At 54.4% G+C, this 22,649-nt stretch carries 22 protein-coding genes; 7 read left to right on the forward strand and 15 right to left on the reverse strand.

The features are described from left to right. Positions 1–70 precede the first annotated feature (70 nt). The 5 genes from potF to QMZ65_RS18575 all read right to left on the reverse strand — a co-directional run bounded on the left by potF (position 71) and on the right by QMZ65_RS18575 (position 4,026). Positions 71–1,180: a spermidine/putrescine ABC transporter substrate-binding protein PotF gene (gene potF / locus QMZ65_RS18555; protein ID WP_097119349.1), complete on the reverse strand. Its 1,110-nt coding sequence runs from the start codon at positions 1,178–1,180 to the stop codon at positions 71–73. Between the two features lie 373 nt (positions 1,181–1,553). Then, the gene (locus QMZ65_RS18560; RefSeq protein ID WP_283216484.1) at positions 1,554–2,033 is read right to left on the reverse strand and encodes a type III secretion system chaperone family protein; all 480 of its coding nucleotides are present in this window, start codon (positions 2,031–2,033) and stop codon (positions 1,554–1,556) included. 86 nt (positions 2,034–2,119) lie between these two features. Next, on the reverse strand, positions 2,120–3,022 hold the full coding sequence (gene rimK, locus QMZ65_RS18565; protein WP_038647884.1) for a 30S ribosomal protein S6--L-glutamate ligase: 903 nt from the start codon (positions 3,020–3,022) through the stop codon (positions 2,120–2,122). 17 nt (positions 3,023–3,039) lie between these two features. Beyond that, positions 3,040–3,762, reverse strand: a complete 723-nt coding sequence (nfsA, locus tag QMZ65_RS18570) for an oxygen-insensitive NADPH nitroreductase (RefSeq protein ID WP_211728157.1) — start codon at positions 3,760–3,762, stop codon at positions 3,040–3,042. 12 nt (positions 3,763–3,774) lie between these two features. Continuing rightward, the gene (locus QMZ65_RS18575; protein ID WP_097119351.1) at positions 3,775–4,026 is read right to left on the reverse strand and encodes a DUF1418 family protein; all 252 of its coding nucleotides are present in this window, start codon (positions 4,024–4,026) and stop codon (positions 3,775–3,777) included. A 261-nt stretch (positions 4,027–4,287) separates the two neighbouring features. Between QMZ65_RS18575 and QMZ65_RS18580 the strand changes: the two genes are divergently transcribed. Then, positions 4,288–4,551 (forward strand): GrxA family glutaredoxin, encoded by a 264-nt coding sequence (locus tag QMZ65_RS18580; RefSeq protein WP_034820748.1) that lies wholly within the window; start codon positions 4,288–4,290, stop codon positions 4,549–4,551. Between the two features lie 33 nt (positions 4,552–4,584). Here the strand turns inward: QMZ65_RS18580 and ybjM are convergent, their stop codons facing one another. Continuing rightward, positions 4,585–4,956, reverse strand: coding sequence for an inner membrane protein YbjM (gene ybjM / locus QMZ65_RS18585; protein WP_034820751.1), 372 nt, complete (start codon positions 4,954–4,956; stop codon positions 4,585–4,587). Between the two features lie 255 nt (positions 4,957–5,211). Between ybjM and QMZ65_RS18590 the strand changes: the two genes are divergently transcribed. From QMZ65_RS18590 to ybjG, 3 genes are all read left to right on the forward strand, one after another. Next, on the forward strand, positions 5,212–6,900 hold the full coding sequence (locus tag QMZ65_RS18590; RefSeq protein WP_097119352.1) for an aspartate:alanine antiporter: 1,689 nt from the start codon (positions 5,212–5,214) through the stop codon (positions 6,898–6,900). Between the two features lie 202 nt (positions 6,901–7,102). Next, complete coding sequence (locus QMZ65_RS18595; protein ID WP_409566167.1) at positions 7,103–7,864, forward strand: phosphatase PAP2 family protein; 762 nt, start codon at positions 7,103–7,105, stop codon at positions 7,862–7,864. Then, positions 7,845–8,450 carry an undecaprenyl-diphosphate phosphatase gene (ybjG, locus tag QMZ65_RS18600; RefSeq protein WP_097119354.1) on the forward strand — a complete coding sequence of 202 codons (606 nt, stop codon included), beginning with the start codon at positions 7,845–7,847 and terminating at the stop codon, positions 8,448–8,450. Before QMZ65_RS18595 ends, ybjG begins: the two co-directional genes overlap by 20 nt. 37 nt (positions 8,451–8,487) lie before the next feature. Here the strand turns inward: ybjG and QMZ65_RS18605 are convergent, their stop codons facing one another. Next, on the reverse strand, positions 8,488–9,693 hold the full coding sequence (locus QMZ65_RS18605; RefSeq protein WP_160832412.1) for a serine hydrolase: 1,206 nt from the start codon (positions 9,691–9,693) through the stop codon (positions 8,488–8,490). 276 nt (positions 9,694–9,969) lie between these two features. Here QMZ65_RS18605 and QMZ65_RS18610 point away from each other — a divergent pair, with 276 nt between their 5' ends. After that, positions 9,970–10,626 (forward strand): HAD family hydrolase, encoded by a 657-nt coding sequence (locus QMZ65_RS18610; RefSeq protein ID WP_034820768.1) that lies wholly within the window; start codon positions 9,970–9,972, stop codon positions 10,624–10,626. A gap of 1 nt (position 10,627) precedes the next feature. On the opposite strand, the gene QMZ65_RS18615 is transcribed toward QMZ65_RS18610, so the two are convergent. The 3 genes from QMZ65_RS18615 to QMZ65_RS18625 form a co-directional block, all read right to left on the reverse strand. After that, a complete protein-coding gene (locus QMZ65_RS18615) occupies positions 10,628–11,761 on the reverse strand; it encodes a PQQ-dependent sugar dehydrogenase (protein ID WP_283216485.1) in 1,134 nt (377 codons plus the stop codon). A 105-nt stretch (positions 11,762–11,866) separates the two neighbouring features. Continuing rightward, the gene (locus QMZ65_RS18620) at positions 11,867–12,523 is read right to left on the reverse strand and encodes a DUF3313 domain-containing protein (protein WP_283216486.1); all 657 of its coding nucleotides are present in this window, start codon (positions 12,521–12,523) and stop codon (positions 11,867–11,869) included. 117 nt (positions 12,524–12,640) lie between these two features. Next, entirely contained in the window at positions 12,641–13,276 is a 636-nt protein-coding gene (locus QMZ65_RS18625) for a carbonic anhydrase (RefSeq protein ID WP_058961964.1), read from the reverse strand. Positions 13,277–13,606: 330 nt separating this feature from the next. Here QMZ65_RS18625 and rimO point away from each other — a divergent pair, with 330 nt between their 5' ends. Continuing rightward, a complete protein-coding gene (gene rimO / locus QMZ65_RS18630) occupies positions 13,607–14,932 on the forward strand; it encodes a 30S ribosomal protein S12 methylthiotransferase RimO (RefSeq protein ID WP_039336388.1) in 1,326 nt (441 codons plus the stop codon). Here rimO and QMZ65_RS18635 read toward each other — a convergent pair. After that, positions 14,929–15,378: a DUF4385 domain-containing protein gene (locus QMZ65_RS18635; RefSeq protein ID WP_097119358.1), complete on the reverse strand. Its 450-nt coding sequence runs from the start codon at positions 15,376–15,378 to the stop codon at positions 14,929–14,931. The genes rimO and QMZ65_RS18635 overlap by 4 nt on opposite strands. Before the next feature lie 114 nt (positions 15,379–15,492). Here QMZ65_RS18635 and QMZ65_RS18640 point away from each other — a divergent pair, with 114 nt between their 5' ends. After that, positions 15,493–17,160 carry a methyl-accepting chemotaxis protein gene (locus QMZ65_RS18640; protein ID WP_283216487.1) on the forward strand — a complete coding sequence of 556 codons (1,668 nt, stop codon included), beginning with the start codon at positions 15,493–15,495 and terminating at the stop codon, positions 17,158–17,160. A 140-nt stretch (positions 17,161–17,300) separates the two neighbouring features. Here QMZ65_RS18640 and gsiD read toward each other — a convergent pair whose 3' ends face one another. The 4 genes from gsiD to gsiA all read right to left on the reverse strand — a co-directional run bounded on the left by gsiD (position 17,301) and on the right by gsiA (position 22,643). Continuing rightward, entirely contained in the window at positions 17,301–18,206 is a 906-nt protein-coding gene (gene gsiD, locus QMZ65_RS18645) for a glutathione ABC transporter permease GsiD (RefSeq protein ID WP_160832408.1), read from the reverse strand. Positions 18,207–18,216: 10 nt separating this feature from the next. Beyond that, the gene (gene gsiC / locus QMZ65_RS18650) at positions 18,217–19,137 is read right to left on the reverse strand and encodes a glutathione ABC transporter permease GsiC (protein WP_034820789.1); all 921 of its coding nucleotides are present in this window, start codon (positions 19,135–19,137) and stop codon (positions 18,217–18,219) included. Positions 19,138–19,186: 49 nt separating this feature from the next. Then, positions 19,187–20,722 carry a glutathione ABC transporter substrate-binding protein GsiB gene (gene gsiB, locus QMZ65_RS18655; RefSeq protein ID WP_200570683.1) on the reverse strand — a complete coding sequence of 512 codons (1,536 nt, stop codon included), beginning with the start codon at positions 20,720–20,722 and terminating at the stop codon, positions 19,187–19,189. A 64-nt stretch (positions 20,723–20,786) separates the two neighbouring features. After that, positions 20,787–22,643: a glutathione ABC transporter ATP-binding protein GsiA gene (gene gsiA, locus QMZ65_RS18660; RefSeq protein WP_097119361.1), complete on the reverse strand. Its 1,857-nt coding sequence runs from the start codon at positions 22,641–22,643 to the stop codon at positions 20,787–20,789. Between the last annotated feature and the right edge of the window lie 6 nt (positions 22,644–22,649).

The raw sequence follows: 22,649 nt of genomic DNA on the forward strand, positions 1-22,649 counted from the left end.
AAATGGCACAACAGAGGCCATCACCGCACCTCTGTTGTCGTCTTCAGGTAAGTAATCCGTTTAGAACGAATTACTTACCACTTTTTACTTTAGTCCATGCACGGGTGCGCGCACGATCCAGTTTCGGATCCTGGACTTTGAGCACAAACAGCTTGGCCATCGCATCCGGCGTTGGGAAGATGCCCGGATTGTTACGCACATCCGCATTAATCAATGGCAGTGACGCCTTGTTGCCGTTGGCGTAGTTCATCTTGTTAGAGACATCCGCGATCACTTTTGGATCCATGATGTAGTTCAGCCACTGATAGGCTGCGTCGAGGTTTTTCGCGTCTTTCGGAATCGCCATCATGTCGAAGAAGGCCAGAGCGCCCTCTTTCGGCACGCTGTAACCCAGGTGCACGCCGTTGTTGGCTTTGGCTGCACGATCTTTCGCCTGCAGGATATCGCCAGACCAGCCGATCGCCACACAGATGTTGCCATTCGCCAGGTCGTTAATGTACTGAGACGAGTGGAAGTAGCGGATATTAGGACGCAGCTTCAGCAGCAGATCGGTCGCGGCGCCGGTGTAATCTTTGGCGTCTGAACTGTTTGGATCTTTGCCGAGGTAGTTCAGCACGGTGGCGAAGATCTCTTCCGGCGCATCGAGGAAGGAGACACCACAGCTTTTCAGTTTTTCCAGGTTTTCAGGCTTCAGCACCAAATCCCAGCTGTTGACGGGCGCATCAGTACCCAGCGCGGCTTTTACCTTATCGAGGTTATAGCCGATACCGGTGGTACCCCACAGATACGGAATCGCATATTTGTTACCCGGATCGTGCTGCGCGACTTTCGCCATCAAATCAGGATCGAGGTTTTTATAGTTTGGCAGCTTGCTCTTATCCAGCTCCTGGAAAACGCCGGACTGTAGCTGGCGAGCAAGGAAGCTGGAAGATGGCACCACAACGTCGTAGCCGGTAGAACCCGCCATCAGCTTACCTTCCAACACTTCGTTGGAATCGAACACGTCGTAGACCACTTTGATACCGGTCTGCTTTTCAAAATTCGGCACGGTGTCGGCCGAAATATAATCGGACCAGTTATAGACGTGCAGCGTTTTATCCTCTGCCTGAGCACTAACGGCCGTCGCCATCAGTACACCTGCAACCACACCTGGCAACCATTTTTTACGTTGGTTGATCATGTTTTACTTCCTCCTGAGGGGGTCATCACAACGCTGCATACACGCGATCCGGACGTTGCGTTTTTTCTGTTTAATCACAGACACACAATGAATCAATATTCAGCGGGAGTTTAATAGCAAAAACCTATAGTTGTGCTGAGGTTGCATGTCTCAAGCAGCCCCGCAAGAATAGCCCCCCTGCTTAAGGCGTGCCAGATCCCAGCGTAAAAAACGCCTTTTTGCGATATTTTATGCATGTTTCTGCTATGCGGTTTGGCACTAGCGGCATAAAGCACGACTAATATCTGGCAATAAAGGGCAAAATGCAGAATAAAAAGTGGTAGGGCTAAAATGAAAACTGCCGCAAAAAGCGGCAGTTAGCGAGGCGGGGAACTCAGTGCAGCATCGCGTGGCTGCTGGAGCTGGATTGGCGCTCCTCTTCTTCGCCCATCATCAGCAAATTATTGGCAAAGGCTTCCATGATCACCATGGAAACGCCCTCTTCACTTTGCTTCATAAAGTGCGAGAACTGACCAAACGTCAATCCGGCAGTGGTACTGATCGACTGGCAGACAATCAGCTTGGGCAGATTGTCATCCTGGATATCGATAAAGGCCTTCACCGTAAGCGAACTGGCATTAATCTGCGATAAATCGCCGACCAAAGGAATCAATGCTGTGGGTTTCACTTCCGCGAGGGCCGAGAAGAGGATGACGTTGTCCACCAGGTCGATTTTTGCATCAAACACCCCGTCAAAATTCTGCATGTGCGGCAGGTGCAGTGCCTGGCAGGCATCGCATTCGAACCAGGTGATATTTTGTTGATCCAGCCAGCGACGCAGGATGTCGATGTCAGGAACGACCAGTGAATCCATCGTTATGTCCTGTGGGGTGAAGAAATAAGCGCCTTAGCTTACGGAAAAAGTCTAACTGATGCCACGAAAACCACGTAAAAGCGCGCCTAGCCCCCGGTTTTAAGACGATAGCCGGGGCAAGCATGCGCTTCTACCCAATGAATCATCATGGAAGCGATGTCGAGGCCGGTGGTGCCTTCGATGCCCTCAAGCCCTGGCGAGGCATTGACCTCCATCACCAGTGGACCGCGATTGGCGCGTAAAATATCCACCCCTGCGATTTCCAGCCCGAGCGTGGATGCGGCTTTCACGGCGATTTCGCGCTCTTTTTCGGTGATGGTCACCGCGTGCGCTTTACCGCCACGATGAAGATTTGAGCGGAAATCCCCCTCTTTCGCTTCACGCTCAATCGACGCTACCACTTCATTGCCGATCACCAGGCAGCGAATATCTCGCCCCTGTGCCTCTTTGATAAACTCTTGCACCAGAATGTGGGCGTTTAGGCCACGAAAGGCATCAATCACGCTCTCCGCCGCCTGGCGCGTTTCCGCCAGCACCACGCCAATCCCCTGCGTGCCCTCTACCAGTTTCACCACCAGCGGCGCACCACCGACCATGGCGATCACATCCTGGGTATCATCAGGCGAAGAGGCGAACCCGGTGATCGGCATATCAATGCCTTCGCGCGCCAGCAGCTGCAGCGATCGCAGTTTGTCACGCGCCCGGGTGATGGCCACCGATTCATTCAGCGGATAGCTGCCCAACATCTCGAACTGGCGCAGCACCGCCGTGCCGTAAAAGGTGGTCGCCGTGCCAATACGCGGGATAACGGCATCAAAGTGGCCCAGCGGTTCGCCACGATAATGCACCGCGGGCGAATCGGAGTTGATGTTCATGTAGCAGGAGAGCGGATCGATCATCTGCACCTGATGGCCACGCTCTTCCGCGGCGTCGCGCAGGCGCTTACACGAGTACAGCGTTCCATCACGCGTGAGAATGGCCATCTTCATTGCAGAATTCCTTGTGCTTAGCGCGTTGCCCAGCCCTGTTGATGCAGATAATCCAGCATAAACGGACGCGTTTCTTTGATGATCAGGCGTTGAATCAGTTCGCTCCAGGTTTCCGAACGCTGGTTGCTGTCACGTTGCTGGTAATAAGCCGTGATTTGGTTATCGTACTGGTCCAGCACGCTTTTATCGACAGATTGATAACGATTTTCATGCACCAGCATCGCCGCTGGCATACGCGGTTTCACGTCTGGAGCAGAGGCTGGATGGCCGATGCAGAAGCCAAACAGTGGCAGCACAAATTTCGGCAGTTCCAGCAAATTGGTGACTTGCGCAATACTGTTACGGATACCACCAATAAACACGCCACCCAGCCCCAGCGATTCCGCCGCGACCATGGCGTTTTGTGCCATTAATGCGGTATCGACACAACCCAACAGCAGTTGCTCGGCGCGTCCGAGATGCGCATCCGGGCAAATCTGCTGATGACGATTAAAGTCGGCACAAAACACCCAAAACTCAGCGGCGGCACTCACCCATGGCTGCCCGCCGGTGAGTTGCACCAGTTGATCACGCTTTTCCTGGTCGGTAATGCGAATAATCGAGGAGCATTGTAAAAAACTGGAGGTCGAGGCCGCTTGTGCTGCAGCAATGATCGCGCTGCGCTGAGCATCATCAATGCCCTGCTCGGTAAAGGCGCGAATGGAACGGTGGCTGCACAGTAAATCGATGGTCGGCGTCATAATCTTCTCCGGTTACTTCTTTTTGTGGTTGTGATTGAACAACTGCGGTGCCATCGCTTGCGCGGTACGCCACATCATCAGCCAGGCGGCAGGCAGCATCAGCGCAATGCCAAGGAAAAAAAGCAGCGTCGCCAGCGACTTCTGCGCCATAAAATCAGGTGCCGCAATCCAGTTATTAACCAGTAATAGCGCACCAATCACCGCGAGCACGCCAAGCACTTCCAGCAGCAAAACCGGTTTCGGCAACGTGGCCAGATTACGCATGGGCGATTTCCTCAGTTGCTCAATAGGTCAGTCGCATTTTAGACCCGAATAATTCGCTCTGCAGCAAGGCATGGCTATCACCAGCAGCTTAACTGAAGCCAAACGCGTCTGCGGAGTGAAGTATGATGGACATAGATTGCGGTCATTAGAGTAACAGGCATTTTCTTCTTTGCTTAAGCAGGATGGGCGGGCATGATGTTAGCCATTATTCACGCTGTAATGTGAAACTGGTCACAAAACAGCAGCGGAAGGAGAGAAGCAATGATTGCAGTGATTTTTGGCCGTTCAAGCTGCCCATACTGCGTACGTGCGAAAGAGTTAGCCACCAAGCTGACCAGCGAGCGCGATGATTTCAACTATCAGTACGTCGATATTCAGGCGACCGGCATCACCAAGGCCGACTTGGAAGCACGTGCCGGCAAACCGGTAACCACCGTGCCGCAGATTTTCCTTGATGACCAGCACATCGGTGGTTACACCGAATTTGCGGCATGGACCAAAGAAAATCTGGGTGTTGAAGCCTAAGCAAACGGGCCTGCGGGCCCGTTTTTGATCGTGCTATTCGGCACGCATCGCCAGCATAATCCTCATCAGGCGGATCAGTAACGCCCCGCATCCAGCCCAAAACAGCGCACTTAAACTCCATGCAACAATCAGCAGCCAACTGTGCATCTGCGTGACGGTGAGCCACATCCAGGCCATACCCAAAAGCGTGCCCACCACGGCGACCCACAGTGTACTGACCAGGGGACTATCCGGCTGCAACAGCGCCATTAACATGCCCGGCAATAAAAACAGCAATAATTCAGGCTGTCCGCGCATCGCTTGTTCCGCGGCAACGGCCCAAAAATGGTGTGCAAAAATAAACACCAGCGTATAAAGCATCATACCCAGAACCGATGCTGGCCAGCGATTATTGCGCTGCAACATAACCATCCTCAACTTTGTTGTTAACAATATTGAAACGTTTACTGCCCTGATGCGCACAAGTGGAAATAAAAAGAAACAGCCGCTGGCAGAAGGATTAAAAACTGCTGATAGCTGAGGAAGTTATTTATGATTAGAATGACGCCGTTTTAAATAATGGTCTGCACCTTCCTGGCGGCAAGGACATTCACAGCTGCCACAAGATAGCGAAAAAAGGCCCTTTCATCAACTTGTTACAGGTAAAGAAGAAGTTAAACCGTGAACATTAACGTCGCAGAATTGTTAAGCGGAAATGACGTTCTGTTATTATTTGTCGTCTTAGCCCTGGGGCTGTGCTTAGGCAAATTACGTCTCGGCTCGGTACAGCTAGGAAATTCCATTGGTGTCCTCGTTGTTTCATTGATTTTAGGTCAGCAGCACTTTGCGATAAATACCGACGCACTCAGTCTCGGCTTTATGTTGTTTATTTTTTGTGTCGGTGTTGAAGCCGGACCTAACTTTTTCTCGATCTTTTTCCGCGACGGTAAAAACTACTTCCTTCTTGCCATTGTTATGGTGGTCAGCGCCCTGCTCGTTGCGTTGGGACTCGGCAAAGTGTTCGGCTGGGATATTGGTCTCACGGCAGGCATGCTGGCCGGTTCCATGACCTCCACGCCGGTGCTGGTGGGCGCGGGTGACACGCTGCGACAAAGCATCAGTGACAACCATCAGCTCAGCATGATGCAGGATAACCTCAGCCTCGGTTACGCCCTCACCTATTTGATTGGTCTGGTCAGCCTGATCTTTGGCGCGCGCTATCTGCCTCGTCTGCAACATCAGGACTTACCCACCTGCGCGCAGCAGATTGCACGGGAACGTGGTCTGGATGCTGACAGCCAGCGCAAAGTATTCCTGCCTGTGATCCGCGCCTATCGCGTTGGCCCGGAACTGGTGGAATGGAGCGGCGGTAAAAATCTGCGCGAGCTGGGCATTCATCGCCAGACCGGCTGCTACATTGAACGCCTGCGCCGTAACGGTATTCTCGCCAGCCCGGATGGGGATGCGATGCTACAACTCGGCGATGAGATCTCGCTGGTGGGCTATCCCGACGCACACGCACGCCTCGATGCCAGCTTCCGTAACGGCAAAGAGGTGTTCGACCGCGATTTGCTCGACATGCGCATCGTCACCGAAGAGATTGTAGTGAAGAACCACAATGCGGTGAATAAACGCCTGAGCCATCTGAAACTCACCGATCATGGTTGTTTCCTTAACCGAGTGATTCGTAGTCAGATTGAGATGCCGATTGATGACAGCATCATGCTGAACAAAGGCGATGTATTGCAGGTGAGCGGTGAAGCGCGCCGTGTGAAAAGCCTGGCGGATCGCATCGGCTTTATTGCGATTCACAGTCAGATGACCGATCTGCTGGCCTTCTGCGCCTTCTTTATCATCGGGTTGATGATCGGCATGATCACCTTCCAGTTCAGCAACTTCAGCTTTGGCATCGGTAACGCCGCCGGTTTGCTGTTCGCGGGTATCATGCTCGGCTTCCTGCGCGCCAACCATCCGACCTTTGGCTACATTCCGCAAGGGGCGCTGACCATGGTGAAAGAGTTCGGTTTGATGGTGTTTATGGCAGGTGTCGGCCTGAGCGCCGGTAGTGGCCTGCAACATGGCCTTGGCAGCGCGGGCGCCTTGATGTTGCTCAGCGGTCTGCTGGTGAGTCTGATCCCGGTGGTGATTTGCTATCTGTTTGGTGCCTACGTGCTGCGTATGAACCGCGCGCTGCTGTTTGGTGCCATCATGGGCGCTCGCACCTGTGCCCCGGCCATGGAGATTATCAGCGATACCGCACGCAGTAGCATTCCGGCACTCGGCTATGCAGGAACTTATGCGATTGCTAACGTTTTGCTGACGCTCGCCGGCACGCTTATTGTGATAATTTGGCCGCTTTTGCCTTTTTAAAAATATTTTTACTGCGTTCAGAACTTTCTATTTGGGGCGCAGTCTGAATAAGTGCCACTGCTTTTCTTTGAAATCCCCAAATTGTGGAGCCCGCCGGTCACTGACTTGCGGGTTTTTTTATGCCTGCAATTCCTGTTGCTTAAGGTTCTACTAAGCGTAAATTGCGACCCTGCCACTCTGGTTTCGCTATTTTCCAATATTCATGCAACTTTCATCAAAGTTAAACACTCCAACAACCCACGATAAGATTAAGAGCCCGACTATTTATTGTTTGTCTGGTCGCTTTTACGCTATCAACTTTATTTTACTGGCAATTTCAGCACTGGTGTTTATGTGGTGGTCGCGCCACGAAAGCCTGGATATCGCGATCAGCCAGCAGTGGTTTGACCCACAGACGCAGACGTTTCCATGGCAACACAACCGCTGGCTGGATCTGATCAATCATCGCTTGTTCAAGGATGTGATCATCGCTGGAGCGGTATTGATGTTGTTACGAGGTGTGCAGAAGCGTGATGGCCGCCGCGTGTTGGTGGCCCTGCTATTTGGTATGGGGCCGCTAGTGGTGGGCATCCTGAAGGCGCACAGCGCGCACTCCTGTCCGTGGGATTTGGCGATGTTTGGCGGTAAGGCAGCCAGTTTTGTGCTGCTGGATCCCACTCCGGTCAATAGCGGTCCGGGGCAATGTTTCCCTGGCGGTCACGCTTCCAGCGGCTTTGCCCTGATGGCGCTGTTCTTCCTGTGGTGGCCCGAGCGTCCGCGCCGCGCCGTGCTGGCGCTGTTGTTCGGTATCGCGGTGGGCTTACTGATGGGATACGGACAGGTGATGCGCGGTGCCCACTTTTTCTCTCACAACTTGTGGGCTGGCTGGTGGGTGTGGCTGAGCCAGGTGCTGATTTTTGCTGGTGTTTCTTTTTGGGTAGACAAGATGAGGAAAAGCAAACGTGATGGAAGCGCTCAACCATAGCCTGTTTCTATGGATCAACGCCACGACGGATTCACCGCCATGGTTGATTAATCTGGCGACCTTTATCGCCAAAGATGTGATTGCCATTGTCCCGCTGCTGATTGTGGCCTTATGGTTTTGGGGGCCGCGCGATCAGGTGCAATCTCAACGCGCGCTGGTACTGAAAACCGGCATGGCGCTGATTTATGCATTAAGCATTTCATGGTGTGTCGGCCAACTGCTGCCACATCCGCGCCCGTTTGCCATTGGCTTCGGACATCAATTCCTGGCACACGCCGCCGATGACTCTTACCCCAGCGATCATGGCACCACTATTTTCACCTTTGCGCTGGCGTTTATCTTCTGGCACCGACTGTGGTCAGGGGTGATTTTACTGGCGGTCGGCAGCACCATTGCCTGGTCGCGCGTCTATCTGGGCGTGCATTGGCCAATGGATATGCTGGGCGGATTTTTGGTGGGCTTGCTGGCGTGTCTGGCTTCGCATATGGCGTGGCAGCTGTATGGCGACCGCATGCTGGCTTTCACCCATCAGGTGTATCGCACGCTGTTCGCTACGCCGATTAAGAAAGGCTGGGTGCGCGGATAATGCTAAGGGCGGCCCGATCGGGTCGCCCTTATGCTGATTAGCTAAACCACTTCCCAAACCAGCCGTTAAATTTCATCATAATGAAATCCCAGATACGGCCAATAAATCCGCCCTCCGGCACCGCTTCCATCACCACCAGCGGACGCTGATCCACGGTTTTGCCATCCAGCTGGAAATCAATAGTCCCCACCACCTGATTCTTCTCCAGTGGCGCTTCCAGCTGCGGTGAGTTCAGGGTGAAACTCGCCTTGAGGTTTTTCATCTGCCCTTTCGGCACGGTGATCGCTGCGTCTTTCGCGACACCGAGATTGACCTGACTCTGCTCACCGAACCACACGCGCTGCTGGGCAAAAGGCTTATCGCTTTTAATCGGTGTCACTGTCTCGTAGAAACGGAAACCCCACGTGAGGAGCTTCTCACTTTCACGGAAGCGGATCGCATCGGTTTGCGTACCCAGTACCACTGAGATCAAACGCATGTCTCCGTCCACGGCGGACGCGACCAGGTTATTACCCGCGCCCGAAGTGTGTCCGGTTTTAATCCCATCCACCTTCAGGTTACTGCTCCACAACAGGCGGTTACGGTTCATCTGCTTGATGTGATTAAAGGTGAACTCTTTCTCACTGTTTAACGCATACTCTTCAGGTACATCGCTGATCAAACGCTGGCCGATAATCGCCATATCGCGCGCGGTACTGTATTGCCCATCGGCATCCAGCCCGTGCACGGTCATAAAGTGGGTATTCTGTAATCCAAACGCCTTAACGTAGTTGTTCATCAGACCGATAAACGAGTCCTGGCTACCGGCGACATAATCGGCCAGCGCGATACAGGCATCATTGCCTGACTGAATCACCACGCCCTTGTTGAGTTCAGAGACCGGAATACGGTCACCCGGTTTCAGGAACATCAGTGAAGAACCGCGCAGCTTCGGGTTGCCGGTTGCCCATGCATCCTGGCCGATAGTGACCAGGTCATCGTTGTGGATCTTGCCGGCTTTTAGCGCCTGGCCGACCACGTAGCTGGTCATCATTTTGGTCAGGCTGGCGGGGTCCAACCGCTGGTCGGCATTGGACTCAGCCAATATCTTGCCGCTGTTGTAGTCCATTAAAATCCAGGCTTTGGCCTCAATTTGCGGTGCAGCAGGCGCCTGTTCAGCCTGAGTGGTGATGGGAAGGAAAAGCACTAATAATGAAGTGGCAGCCAGCGGCCGCAAGGCAGAAATGACGGAGTTTTTTCTCATGAGCGTGACCAGATTGTCCTTGTTAAATCATGGTTTTCTAGCAGGTAAGACATGTCTTAATAAAAGCTACACGCTTACCACCTGCGAACAAAACCGTCCAACCGTAAAGTTTTATAGAGTTTATTAGAGTAACCCTGGCATCAACCCCGACCCGCTGCCACTTTTACTGTTACGCCGTAGTGGAAAAAGTGAGAGAAATTCCGATTTTTCGCAGAACGGTTAAGCCAGTCACAAAATTCCGCTAACCTGATGCCAATCAGCCCGAGGAGAACCACGATGGACTTAGCCGTTTTCGATCTGGACGAAACCCTGATTTGTGAAGACAGTACCAGCCTGTGGCTGCGCTGGCTGGTCTCACAGGGATTTGCCCCCGAAGCACTCATCTCTCAGGAACAAGCCTTAATGGAGAAATACCATGCCGGCACCCTGTCGATTGAAGAGTATATGAACACCACGCTTTCCCCGCTCGCCGGTATGGCGACCCTGACGGTTGAGGGTTGGGTACGGCGTTTCATCCATCGCGATATTCTGCCACGCGTCTTCCCCGCCGCACGGGAACGCATAAACTGGCATCAGCAACGCGGCGACACCGTGATGATCATTACCGCCAGTGGCGATCATCTGGCGGTGCCGATTGCGCAACGTCTGGGTGTACACGGCGCGTTGGCGATTGGCGTAGAAGTGGTTGACGAGCGCTACAGCGGCCAGATTTATGGCACCGCCACCTATCGCGAGGGGAAAGTCACTCGTCTGAGTGACTGGAAGGCTTTGCAACAGGATAAGCGCTTTGAAAAAACCTGGGCTTACAGCGACTCCATGAACGATTTACCCTTGCTCAACCATGCTGATCACGCCTGGGTCATTAACCCGGATGCGCTGCTGCAGCAGGAAGCGCAGCAGCGGGGTTGGGAAGTATGCAGCTGGGTGCGTTAAGTTAACCACGCGAGGCGCTGGCGGGTTCCGCCAGCCCGACTTTTAGCAGCTTACCGTTGGCTTCGTCGGTGAGCACATAGAGATAACCATCCGGCCCCTGACGCACATCGCGAATACGTTCACCGCGATCCTCCAGCAGTCGCTGCTCTTCGACCACTTTCTCGCCGTTCACCCGCAGGCGAATCAGGCTTTTTTCCTTTAATGCGCCGATAAACAGCGAGTTTTTCCACTGCGGGAAACGTGCGCTGTTGTAAAACGCCATCCCGCTGATGGCTGGTGACACTTTCCACCAGAACTGCGGTTGTTCCGTGCCCGCCACGTGCGTGCCCTGCGCTTCCGGCACTTTCTGCCCGCTGTAATCAATGCCGTAGGTGGCCAATGGCCAGCCGTAGTTTTTGCCTTTCTGCGGGATATTCACTTCATCGCCGCCGCGTGGGCCGTGTTCACTCTCCCACATTTGCTGCGTCCACGGATTGAAAGCTAATCCCTGTGGATTGCGCATGCCGTACGACCAGATTTCTGCCCGCGCGTCTTTGCGCTGGATAAAAGGATTGTCTGCCGGGATTTCACCGTTCTGGGTCAGGCGCACGATTTTTCCTGAAAGCTTGTCGAGCTGTTGGGCGCTGAGGCTGGAAAAGTTGTCGCCAAAGGCAATGTAGAGATAGCCCTGACCATCAAATGCGAGGCGAGTTCCCATGTTGGCGCCGCTAGAGAGCTTGGGTGTCTGCTCCAGCACCACTTTGAAGTCGCTCAACTGGCGATTATCGTCGCTGAGTCGCCCGTAGCCGACCACCCCACCCGCTCGCCCCTCGGCATCTGCCGTGGTGTAACTGAGCCACACGCGGCGGCTTTGGGCGAAATCCGGTGCCAGCACCACATCCAGCAAGCCGCCCTGACGATTTGCCCACACTTTGGGTACGCCGCTAATGGGTTGCGACAAGCCTTTTCCCGGCTGCCAACTGCGGAGTTGCCCGGAGCGTTCGGTTATTAACAACGTTTGATTGTCAGGCAGAAAAGCCACTGACCACGGATGATCAAGTTTGTCCTGTAGTACCTGAACCTGAACATCAGCAGCCAGGGTCGAATGGGCATAACTCAATGCGCCAAGCAACAGCGCGACAGGCAGTAAACGCATGGGATTCTCCTTTATCACGGTCTGCCGTTAAGGGTAGTCAGCCCGTAAGAAAGGATGTGCAGGATTTACAAAACATTAAGCCCGACATCATGCCGGGCAACGAGATTAAGGCGCGGAGAAGGCCACGACATCACGAATCATTTCGTCTATGCCCGGACGAAGATCGTTGAGCGTAATTGGCGTACTGTTGTTCGGCAGGGATTTACCAAAGGCTTTGCGCACAACTTTGATCATTGGCTTACCGGTCTGCGCATCGACCGCTTCCACCTCGAGGAACAGCGCACTGTTTTGCGTACGGTGGCCAGTGGCCGCCATGGTGCTCGCTACAACTGCCGCAATCGGCACCACTTCGTAGAACTGCATCCCTTCGTTTTCTGCCGTCACGGCGGTGATGGCGCTTTTCACCCTGAGCGTATGTGCACCAGGCTTGCCCACCACCGGTTTACGTTCTGCGACCGCGCGTTTTAACTGACTATCGGTGTACTGACGGATTTGATCCAATGTTTGCTGGCTGATGCGTTCAGTCGGTCGCGCGGCGGGATAGTAAACCACGGGTTCGAACACCACGTTGGTGTAATCCACGCTGTGATAATCCGGCGAGATCCAGCGCAATGTCGGTTTACCGCTGGGTGACTGTTCAGATTTTAACTGGCTGTAATCGCCGAGAAAGCCGGAAAACTGCTGTTTATCCGCAACATGAGAGGTACAACCTACCGCCAGCATAGCCAGCGTTAAAGCAGGAATATAAAGACGAAATCGCATGAGAAAGCCCTTATAAGAGGTAAATCGCTTCTCAAGTGTAGAGCGCACGCTGCGCTTTGGCGGGAAATTTTCACAGAATGGGAGAAGAAACCACCTGCATTGCAGGTGGTTAGGGAATCACTCGAAGCAGGTCTCAGGATTCTCAGACAACGAAATGAACCTTTCGCCGCCTTTGGTCAGGGCAATAATGCCGCCGCTCTCAATATCATAAACCCACCCATGCAGACGCACTTTGCCTTTACGCAGCGCCACCGCTACCGAAGGGTGTGTTTTGATATTGTTCAGCTGAGCAATCACGTTCTCTTTGACCATTTCATTGAGACGGGTTTCCACCGCTTCATAATTGCGCTCTTCCACCACAGCTTTAGCTGCATTGGCGTAGTGCAACCAGTGATCAACCGCGGGCATGCTTTCTAAATCCGCATTAGACGCGATGGCGTTCATGGCACCACAGTTGGAGTGACCGCAAATGATGATCTCAGTCACACCCAGCGCAACGACCGCGTATTCAATCGTCGCGGAGACACCACCCGGTTCGGGACCAAACGGCGGCACAATATTACCGGCGTTACGGATCACGAACAGCTGGCCTGGCTCGGATTGGGTGACTAATTCAGGCACCAGACGGCTGTCTGAGCAGGAGATAAACAGGGCTTTGGGATTCTGGTTTGACGCCAGACTTTTGAAAAGATCCTTCCTTTCAGGGAACACATTCTGTTGGAAATTCAGAAAACCTTTAACGATCTCTTGCATTTGTCTGCTCTCACTTTATCCGCATCTGCGCTGGCGGTACGATCTGCACCGTCAGCACGCGTTCAAATTCTTCAGTGCGGTGAATAACTTACAATCACCAACCGAACATTTAAGCAAAACAGGCTGGATTACACAACTCGGATCACCGTTAACGGTTCACAGTCGTCAGCCTTATCGGCGACGATTTGAACGGATAACGGCTCCATTAAGCATAGCGGGAAACGCCCATTACGCGGTTAAGGAGATTCTTACATCACCTATACATTTTCCCTCGCAACCTCTGTACAATCCCCCGCCTATCCACACTAATTATGATGAATTATTATCCTTATGAGCCATGTCAAAAATCCGCCGCGCGTAGGCTTCGTCTCACTCGGCTGCCCAAAAAACCTCGTCGACTCAGAACGCATCCTGACGGAACTGCGTACTGAAGGCTACGATGTGGTGCCACGCTACGATGATGCGGAGATCGTCATCGTTAACACCTGTGGATTTATTGATAGCGCCGTACAGGAATCACTGGAAGCGATCGGTGAAGCGCTGAACGAGAATGGCAAAGTGATCGTCACCGGTTGCCTGGGTGCCAAAGTGGATCAGATCCGCGAAGTACATCCTAAGGTACTGGAAATCACCGGCCCGCACAGCTACGAGCAAGTGCTGTCGCACGTTCACACCTATGTGCCAAAGCCGGAACACAACCCGTTCCTGAGCCTGGTGCCCGAGCAAGGCGTTAAGCTGACGCCACGCCACTACGCTTACCTGAAAATTTCTGAAGGCTGTAACCATCGCTGCACCTTCTGCATTATCCCGTCCATGCGTGGCGATCTCGACAGCCGTCCGATTGGTTCGGTGCTGGATGAAGCCAAACGTCTGGTGGAAGCCGGCGTGAAAGAGCTGCTGGTGATCTCGCAAGACACCTCGGCTTACGGCGTGGATGTGAAGCACCGCACCGGTTTCTGGAACGGATCCCCGGTGAAAACCAGCATGGTCAGCCTGTGCGAACAGCTGGCGAAACTCGGCGTGTGGGTGCGTCTGCACTATGTCTACCCGTATCCGCATGTGGATGACGTGATTCCGCTGATGGCCGAAGGCAAAATCCTGCCGTACCTCGACATCCCATTACAGCACGCCAGCCCGCGCATCCTGAAGCTGATGAAGCGTCCTGGTGCGGTTGAACGTACGCTGGAGCGCATCAAACGCTGGCGTGAAATTTGCCCGGAACTGACGCTGCGTTCGACCTTTATCGTCGGCTTCCCCGGCGAAACCGAAGAAGATTTCCAGATGCTGCTCGACTTCCTGAAAGAAGCGCGTCTGGATCGCGTTGGCTGCTTCCAGTACAGCCCGGTTGAAGGCGCGACGGCCAACCAACTGCCGGACCAGGTGCCGGAAGAGGTGAAGCAGGAGCGTTTCGATCGCTTCATGCAATTGCAGCAGAAAATCTCCAGCGAACGTTTGCAGGAGAAAATCGGCCGTGAAGTGTTGGTGATCATCGATGAAGTGGATGAAGAAGGCGCGGTGGGTCGCAGCATGGCCGATGCACCTGAGATCGACGGTGCGGTGTATCTGAATGGCGATCGTCAGGTGAAAGTCGGTGATGTGGTGCGTGTCAAAGTTGAACACGCCGATGAGTACGATTTATGGGGTACGCGCGTTTAACCGTGCAGCTGCTGGTGCGCACGTTTGCGCGCCAGATAATCGGTGTCCGATCTCAGCCGATCCCAGCATGATTTGAAGATGGCCGCCGCAGCGGCCTTTTCTTTTTCTGTGGTACGAGGTAGCTCGTTACCGTCTGCATCATATTTGCGTCCGCCTTTGTGATTACTGTAGCGACGCGCGCGGGTATAGCCCATCTGAATAAATTTTCGCGCCATATCCATGCCGACAAAGTCGTCCTGTGCACGATAGTCCTCAAACAATTGCATAATCTGAACGGAAGATTCCTGAGCCAGTTCCACGGTACGGAAGCGCCAGAACGGCAGAATTTCGCTCTTGTAAGGCTCCACCATTAATACCCCCTGCTCACCGCGCCCAACCTGATAAAGGTCTGGCCGCTGTCGGAAATCGATATTCTTAAAGTCTTGTTCGTAATCAAAGGGTTTCACTGCATTTCTCCTGCACGACATTATCACTTACTGCAATTATTTTTTTGCGGCTCTTAAGCAATGCGCTTTTACACCGATAACTTCACTACTAGCCTACTTTGCTCTGAGAAAATCATGTTGACGAAAATGAAAATTGTGACTGCCATCATATTGATGCTGTTGGTATTCACCGCTATGCAGGCCATCTCCGGCTCGCTGTTTTTATCTTCCCTGATCGCTGGCCAGCATAATTTCACCGCCAGTAACCAGCTATCACATCAACAACGTGAGTTCTCCGATAGCTGGCAAACGCTGGTGAAAACGCGCGTTATCATCAACCGCGTGGCGATTCGCATTCTGAAGAATCAGACCGATGATGCTTCACGCGCTGCCATCAGCAAGCTGCTGGTTTCCGCGGGCGCCTCGCTTGATGAAGCGAAACAGCACTTTGACCGCTACAAAAGTGTCCCACGGATTGCGGGGCAAAGTGCGGCAGCCGCCGAGCTTATCGAAAGCAAATTCGCGAACTATTACCAACTGCTGAATCAATCCGCGACCTTTCTGAAAGCCAACAACTACGCCGCTTATGGCGAGCTGGATGCACAGCAAGCGCAGGATGATTTGGAAGCGGCTTACAAGCAGTGGCGCGGTGACAACGTTCAGTTAATCAATACACGCGCTGCAGATAACGATAGCACTTATCAGCATATGCTGGTGATGGTTGCTGTGATGGCAGTGATTGTGGTGCTGTTGCTGCTGGTGGTTTGGCTGCTGGTTCGCCGCATCCTGTTGGCGCCGATGAAGCAAGTTCAGCAGCAGATGGAGCGCTTTGCCGATGGCGACCTCTCCGCCAGTTTGAAGATTGAAGGACACAGTGAAATGGCCGCCATTGCCGCGAGCCTCAATCATATGCAGCAAGCACTGCTGGGCACGATCAACAATGTGCGCGACAGTGCCGATGCCATTTTCGGCAGTGCCAGCGCGATCGCCAACGGTAACAACGATCTCTCCTCCCGCACGGAACAACAGGCCGCCTCGCTGGAAGAGACCGCTGCCAGCATGGAAGAGCTGACCGCCACCGTTAAACAGAATGCCGATAACGCACGTCAGGCGACCCAGCTGGCGAAAACCGCATCGGAAACCGCTGACAAAGGTGGGAATGTGGTGGACGGCGTGGTGAAAACCATGCGCGACATCGCCGACAGTTCGAAGAAAATCGCCGACATCACCAGCGTGATCGATGGCATTGCTTTCCAGACCAATATTCTGGCGCTGAATGCTGCCGTTGAGGCCGCTCGCGCCGGTGAACAAGGTCGTGGCTTTGCTGTGGTCGCGGGTGAAGTCCGTAGCCTGGCGCAGCGCAGTGCACAGGCAGCGAAAGAGATTAAGCTACTGATTGAGGGCTCCGTGCAGCGCGTTAATTTAGGTTCACAACAGGTGAGCAGCGCCGGCGATACCATGCAGGAGATCGTCAGCGCGGTAACGCGCGTGACCGATATCATGGGCGAAATTGCGTCGGCCTCTGACGAGCAGAGTCGCGGCATCGATCAGATTGGTGTGGCAGTGAACGAGATGGATCGCGTAACGCAGCAGAACGCCACACTGGTGCAGGAATCCGCTAACGCCTCGGCTTCGCTGGAGCAGCAGGCCAGCAGCCTGTCTTCGGCGGTGGCGCGCTTTAAAACCGGGACGCGTGCAGTGATGGCACCGGTGACAAACACGGTGAAAGCCCCTGTCGCAACCACACCACGCGCCCTTCCGGCTACCGGTGTGCAGAGCAACGATAATTGGGAAACTTTCTGAGTTAACGGAAAAACCAGGTCGCCATCAATGGCGACCTTACCGTTTCAAACGCAGTCATATAGCTTGAGCATAAATAGTAATCCCACTTTGTACGAGTGGGATTCCGTAGGGTGCGCACTTACGCGCACCGATTTGATATTTCAGGTCTTTAACTTCGGATCCAACGCATCCCGCAGTCCATCACCCAACAGATTGAACGCCAGCACCGTCAGGAAAATAGCCAGACTCGGGAAGATCGCCACATGCGGCGCAATCACCATATCGGCACGCGCTTCATTGAGCATCGCGCCCCATTCCGGCGTGGGTGGCTGAGCGCCCAAACCCAGGAAAGATAAACTCGCTGCCGTGATGATCGATGTCCCGATGCGCATGGTGAAATAGACCACAATCGACGACACCGTACCGGGCAGAATGTGACGCATAATAATCGTCCAGTCGGACGCGCCGATGCTGCGGGCTGATTCAATAAAGGTTTGGTGTTTCAGCACCAGCGTGTTGCCACGTACCAGGCGAGCAAATGCTGGGATACTGAAAATCGCCACCGCCACAATCACGTTGCTCATACCGCTGCCCATGATCGCCACCACCGCAATCGCCAGCAGAATACCGGGGAAAGCAAACAGCACGTCACAGATACGCATGGTAATCCGATCCCACCAGCCTTCGTAATAACCGGCCAGCAACCCCAGCAGCGTACCAATCAGCGCACCGATCGCCACCGAGAAGAAACCCGCAATCAGTGAGATGCGTGTGCCGACCAGCACGCGACTAAAAATGTCACGCCCTAGCGAATCCACGCCAAACCAGTGCATCATCGACGGCCCATCATTTAGCCGGTCGTAATCAAAATAGTTTTCCGCATCAAACGGGGCAATAAACGGAGCGATAAACGCCACCACAATTAACAGCAGCACAAATAAGCCCGCCATCATCGCCACATGTTGATGGCGAAAGCGGCGCCAGAATTCACGCCACGGCGTACGTACCCGGGTTTCCGTCATCATCGGCATGGTTTTCAATGCCGCTGCGCGTCGCCAGTTCTTCAAGTGCGACTCCTTACCTGTAACGGATGGCCGGGTTGATCGCCGCATACAACATATCGACAATCAAATTGATCAAAATAAACTCCAGCGAGAACAGCAGCACCTCGGCCTGAATCACCGGGTAATCACGCATCTCCACCGAATCCACCAACAGACGGCCTAAACCTGGCCAGTTGAACACCACTTCCACCACAATCGAGCCGCCCAGCAGGAAACCAAACTGCAGACCCATCATGGTCACCACCGGAATCATCGCATTGCGCAGACCGTGTTTCACCACCACCAGCGACTCACGTACCCCTTTGGCGCGCGCGGTGCGCATGTAATCTTCCTGCATCACCTCGACAAACGATGCGCGGGTAAAGCGTGCCATCACCGCCGCCACAGCTGCACCCAGGGTTATCGACGGCAGAATATAGTGTTTCCAGCTGTCGGCACCGACCGTTGGCAGCCAACCCAGCTCAACAGAGAACACCTGCATCAGCAGCATGCCTAAGGCGAAAGCGGGAAAAGAGATGCCAGACACGGCCAGCGTCATACCGATGCGATCGGGCCAGCGGTTGCGCCAGACGGCGGAGGTAATGCCGATGGTCATACCGAAAATCACCGCCCACACCATGCTGGTGAGGGTCAGCCACAGCGTCGGGAAGAAGCGCGCGGCTATCTCTTCCGAGACCGGGCGTTTCGACACCATCGACTGGCCAAAATCCCCCTGCAACGCATTAAGAATAAAGTGCCAGAATTGCTGGATCAGCGGCTGATCGAGACCGAGTTCCTGACGCACCAGCGCCACCACCGAGGCATCCGCTTCCGGACCCGCAATCAGGCGCGCCGGATCGCCCGGCAGCAGGTGGACAAACAAGAACACCAGCACCGCGACAATCAGCAGCGTGGGGATCAACCCCAGTAGTCGTTTGAGAAAATAGTTGAGCATGCAAAATCCTGCGCAGCAGCGGCCAGCCTCGCAAGGCTGGCCGCGCCTGTTACTTCAGATCCGCCTCATCAAAATTGAATGAGGTGTCGGGCATGACATAAAAACCGGTGAGGTTTTTATTGTTCGCGGAGAGCAACTGCTCAACCACCAGCGGAATCCACGGATGGTCGTTCCAGATACGATCCTGAGCGTCTTTGTACAGTTTGGCTTTCTGCTCACGATCGGTGGTTTTCAGTGCATCGCTCAGATCTTTATCCACTTGCGGATTGCTGTAGAACGCCGTGTTAAAGATGGCTGGCGGCCAGGAGGTGGTGGCAAACAGCGGCGTCAGTGCCCAATCTGCTTCACCGGTCGAAGCCGACCAGCCAGTGTAGAACATGCGCACACCGCTCTCATTCTGCCCTTTGCTCTCGACTTCTGCGGCACGCTGACCGGCATCCATCGCGGTGACTTTCACCTTCACGCCGACCTGCGCCAGCTGCTGCTGAGTGAACTGCAACACTTTTTGCGCGGTGCTGTGGTTGTGAGATGACCACAAGGTGGTTTCGAAACCGTTCGGGAAGCCTGCTTCTTTCAACAGCTCACGTGCTTTGGCCGGGTCATATTTAATCGCTGGATATTTCTGCGCAAAATCAATCGCCGGCGGCACGATGCCGGTGGCTGGCGTGGCATAACCAGCAAACGCCACTTTAACCAGCGCCTCACGGTTAATGGCGTATTCCAGCGCTTCACGCACTTTTGGATTATCAAACGGCTTCTGCGTCACGTTGAGGCTGATGTAACGCTGCATAATCGATGGCGTGGTGACGACGTCGAGTTTGCTGTTGCCCTGCAGCAATTTAGCCTGCTCAAACGGTACCGGGAATGCAAAGGTCGCTTCGCCGGTCTGCAACATCGCCGCACGGGTGTTGTTGTCTACTACCGGGCGGAAAGTGATGCTGTCCAGCTTCGGATAGCCTTTCTTCCAGTAGCCATCCCACTTCTTCACTTTGACGAAGTCGGTCTGATTCCAGGTAACGAACTCATACGGACCGGTACCCACCGGATGGAAGCCAATGTCCTTACCGTATTTCTTCAGGGCGGTGGGCGAAATCATCACTGCCGCCGGGTGCGCCAGATTGTTGATGAAGGCCGAGAACGGCTGCTTCAGCGTAATCTTCACCGTGGTCGGATCCACCGCTTCGGTGCTGGCCACATACTTGAACAGGTTGTAACGCTTGAGATGATTATCCGGGTTGCTAGCACGGTCGATGTTGGCCTTGACCGCTTCCGCGTTGAAATCGGTGCCATCCTGGAACTTCACGCCCGAGCGCAGTTTGATAGTGTAAGTTAAGCCATCGCTGCTCGCCTGATAGCTTTCCGCCAACACGTTTTGCAGCTTCATGTCTTTGTCGAAGCCGAACAGTCCCTGATAGAACGCCTTGGCCACCGACTGCGACAATGTGTCATTGGCGTCGTACGGATCCATAGTGGTAAAGGTTGACGCCACAGCAATCACCGCGTCCTTCGCTGCCCACGCTGGCATCGCCAGCGCTGAACTCAACAACCCGGCAGTGATAACCCCTTTTCGCATAATGTGGTGCATTGTTATCGTTCTCCTGTAATCCCTGTCATGCGCGACATCCGTGGATGAAGCGGTTGCTTGCTGCTCAGGCACCGCTAATGGCGTGGCGGGCAACAAAATGCCCCGGTGCCACTTCCAGTAACGGTGCCACTTCTGGCTCATCACCCAAGGGGCGGATCGGGCTGGGGATTTCATCCACCATTAACGCCCGCTCGCGATGACGGTGCGCCGGATCGGCGACCGGCACCGCGGCCATCAGTTTTTTCGTGTAAGGATGGCGCGGCTGCTCAAACACCGCCTGGCGCGGCCCCATTTCCACAATCTGTCCGAGATACATCACCGCCACGCGATGGCTGATGCGTTCTACCACCGCCATATCGTGAGAAATAAATAAGAAGGCGATGCCAAACTCGCGCTGCAAGTCGAGCATCAGATTGATAATTTGCGCCTGAATCGAGACATCCAGCGCCGAGACTGACTCATCGGCAATCACCACTTTAGGGTTCAGGGCCAATGCGCGAGCGATGCAGATGCGCTGGCGCTGGCCGCCTGAGAACTCGTGCGGATAGCGTTGCGCATGCTCCGGCAGCAAACCGACGCGCTCCAGCAGCCAGGCTACACGCTTCTCCGCCTGGCGCCGATCCATGGTTTTGTGCACCAGCAGCGGTTCCATAATCGAGAAACCCACCGTCAGGCGCGGATCGAGGGAGGCGTAAGGGTCCTGAAAAATGAACTGAATATCGCGGCGCAGCGAAGCCAGCGCGTTGCCCTGCAACGCATCAATACGCTGACCATTAAAAGTAATCGTGCCGCCCTGGCTGGCGACCAGGCGCAGCAGCGATCGACCGGTAGTGGATTTTCCGCAGCCGGATTCGCCGACCAGCGCCAGCGTCTCGCCAGCATGCAGATCAAAGCTGACCTTCTCCACCGCATGCACACGGCGTTTCACGCGATTCAATAACCCACCACGAATATCAAAGCGCGTCACCAGGTCGCGTACCTGCAAAATCGGCGGTTCATCGCTGCGCACCGTATCCTGCGGTTTGGCAATCTCTTCACGGCCATTGGTGTGCAGTAAGGGGAATTTAGCGGGCAGCGGCTGGCCGCTCATCGCTCCCAACTTCGGCACGGCCGCCAGCAAGGCGCGGGTGTAAGGCTGTTGCGGCGCATCAAACAGCTTCTGCACCGGCGCACGCTCAACCACATCGCCGCGATACATCACCTGTACGCGATCGGCCATCTCCGCCACCACGCCCATATCGTGAGTGATAAAAATCACCCCCATCTGCATCTCTTTTTGCAGCACGCGGATCAGCTGCAGAATTTGCGCCTGGATGGTCACGTCCAGCGCGGTAGTAGGCTCATCGGCAATCAACAAAGCAGGTTTGCATGACAGCGCCATGGCAATCATCACGCGTTGACGCATGCCGCCGGAGAGTTGATGCGGAAAGCGCGATAACACATTGTGGGCTTCAGGTATGCGCACCAGATCCAGCATGCGCCGTGCTTCGGCCTGCGCTTGTTGGTGGCTTTTGCCCTGATGTAAACGGATGGATTCGGCGATCTGCTCGCCCACGGTAAACACCGGGTTAAGCGAGGTCATCGGCTCCTGGAAAATCATCGCCATATCGGCACCGCGCACTTTGCGCATCTGGCTGGTGGTAGCGCGCATCACATCCAGCACCTCGCCGTTACGTCGACGCAGTTGGATCTCGCCACTGACATCGCCGCCCGCCTGCTGAATCAAGCGCATCAGCGCCAGCGAGGTGACCGATTTGCCCGAACCGGATTCGCCCACCAGTGCCAGCGTTTCCCCACGATGCAAATCCAGTGACAGGTTACGCACCGCTTCGGTGATTCGCCCTTCATGCTCAAACCGTACGTTGAGGTCACGCACCGCCAAAACCTGCTCGGGTGCAAACTGCTGATGCTGCTGCGTCATGCCTGC

Origin of the sequence: Pantoea sp. EABMAA-21 (assembly GCF_030053335.1) — a bacterium.
In the GTDB taxonomy this organism is placed as follows: Bacteria; Pseudomonadota; Gammaproteobacteria; order Enterobacterales; family Enterobacteriaceae; genus Pantoea; species Pantoea communis.

Excerpts from the sequence above, each read along its gene's own strand:
- potF (WP_097119349.1), bottom strand. The coding sequence starts at position 1,180 with ATGATCAACCAACGTAAAAAATGGTTGCCAGGTGTGGTTGCAGGTGTA.
- QMZ65_RS18560 (WP_283216484.1), bottom strand. The coding sequence starts at position 2,033 with ATGGATTCACTGGTCGTTCCTGACATCGACATCCTGCGTCGCTGGCTG.
- rimK (WP_038647884.1), bottom strand. The coding sequence starts at position 3,022 with ATGAAGATGGCCATTCTCACGCGTGATGGAACGCTGTACTCGTGTAAG.
- nfsA (WP_211728157.1), bottom strand. The coding sequence starts at position 3,762 with ATGACGCCGACCATCGATTTACTGTGCAGCCACCGTTCCATTCGCGCC.
- QMZ65_RS18575 (WP_097119351.1), bottom strand. The coding sequence starts at position 4,026 with ATGCGTAATCTGGCCACGTTGCCGAAACCGGTTTTGCTGCTGGAAGTG.
- QMZ65_RS18580 (WP_034820748.1), top strand. The coding sequence starts at position 4,288 with ATGATTGCAGTGATTTTTGGCCGTTCAAGCTGCCCATACTGCGTACGT.
- ybjM (WP_034820751.1), bottom strand. The coding sequence starts at position 4,956 with ATGTTGCAGCGCAATAATCGCTGGCCAGCATCGGTTCTGGGTATGATG.
- QMZ65_RS18595 (WP_409566167.1), top strand. The coding sequence starts at position 7,103 with ATGCAACTTTCATCAAAGTTAAACACTCCAACAACCCACGATAAGATT.
- ybjG (WP_097119354.1), top strand. The coding sequence starts at position 7,845 with ATGGAAGCGCTCAACCATAGCCTGTTTCTATGGATCAACGCCACGACG.
- QMZ65_RS18605 (WP_160832412.1), bottom strand. The coding sequence starts at position 9,693 with ATGAGAAAAAACTCCGTCATTTCTGCCTTGCGGCCGCTGGCTGCCACT.
- QMZ65_RS18610 (WP_034820768.1), top strand. The coding sequence starts at position 9,970 with ATGGACTTAGCCGTTTTCGATCTGGACGAAACCCTGATTTGTGAAGAC.
- QMZ65_RS18615 (WP_283216485.1), bottom strand. The coding sequence starts at position 11,761 with ATGCGTTTACTGCCTGTCGCGCTGTTGCTTGGCGCATTGAGTTATGCC.
- QMZ65_RS18620 (WP_283216486.1), bottom strand. The coding sequence starts at position 12,523 with ATGCGATTTCGTCTTTATATTCCTGCTTTAACGCTGGCTATGCTGGCG.
- QMZ65_RS18625 (WP_058961964.1), bottom strand. The coding sequence starts at position 13,276 with ATGCAAGAGATCGTTAAAGGTTTTCTGAATTTCCAACAGAATGTGTTC.
- rimO (WP_039336388.1), top strand. The coding sequence starts at position 13,607 with ATGAGCCATGTCAAAAATCCGCCGCGCGTAGGCTTCGTCTCACTCGGC.
- QMZ65_RS18640 (WP_283216487.1), top strand. The coding sequence starts at position 15,493 with ATGTTGACGAAAATGAAAATTGTGACTGCCATCATATTGATGCTGTTG.
- gsiC (WP_034820789.1), bottom strand. The coding sequence starts at position 19,137 with ATGCTCAACTATTTTCTCAAACGACTACTGGGGTTGATCCCCACGCTG.
- gsiB (WP_200570683.1), bottom strand. The coding sequence starts at position 20,722 with ATGCACCACATTATGCGAAAAGGGGTTATCACTGCCGGGTTGTTGAGT.
- gsiA (WP_097119361.1), bottom strand. The coding sequence starts at position 22,643 with ATGACGCAGCAGCATCAGCAGTTTGCACCCGAGCAGGTTTTGGCGGTG.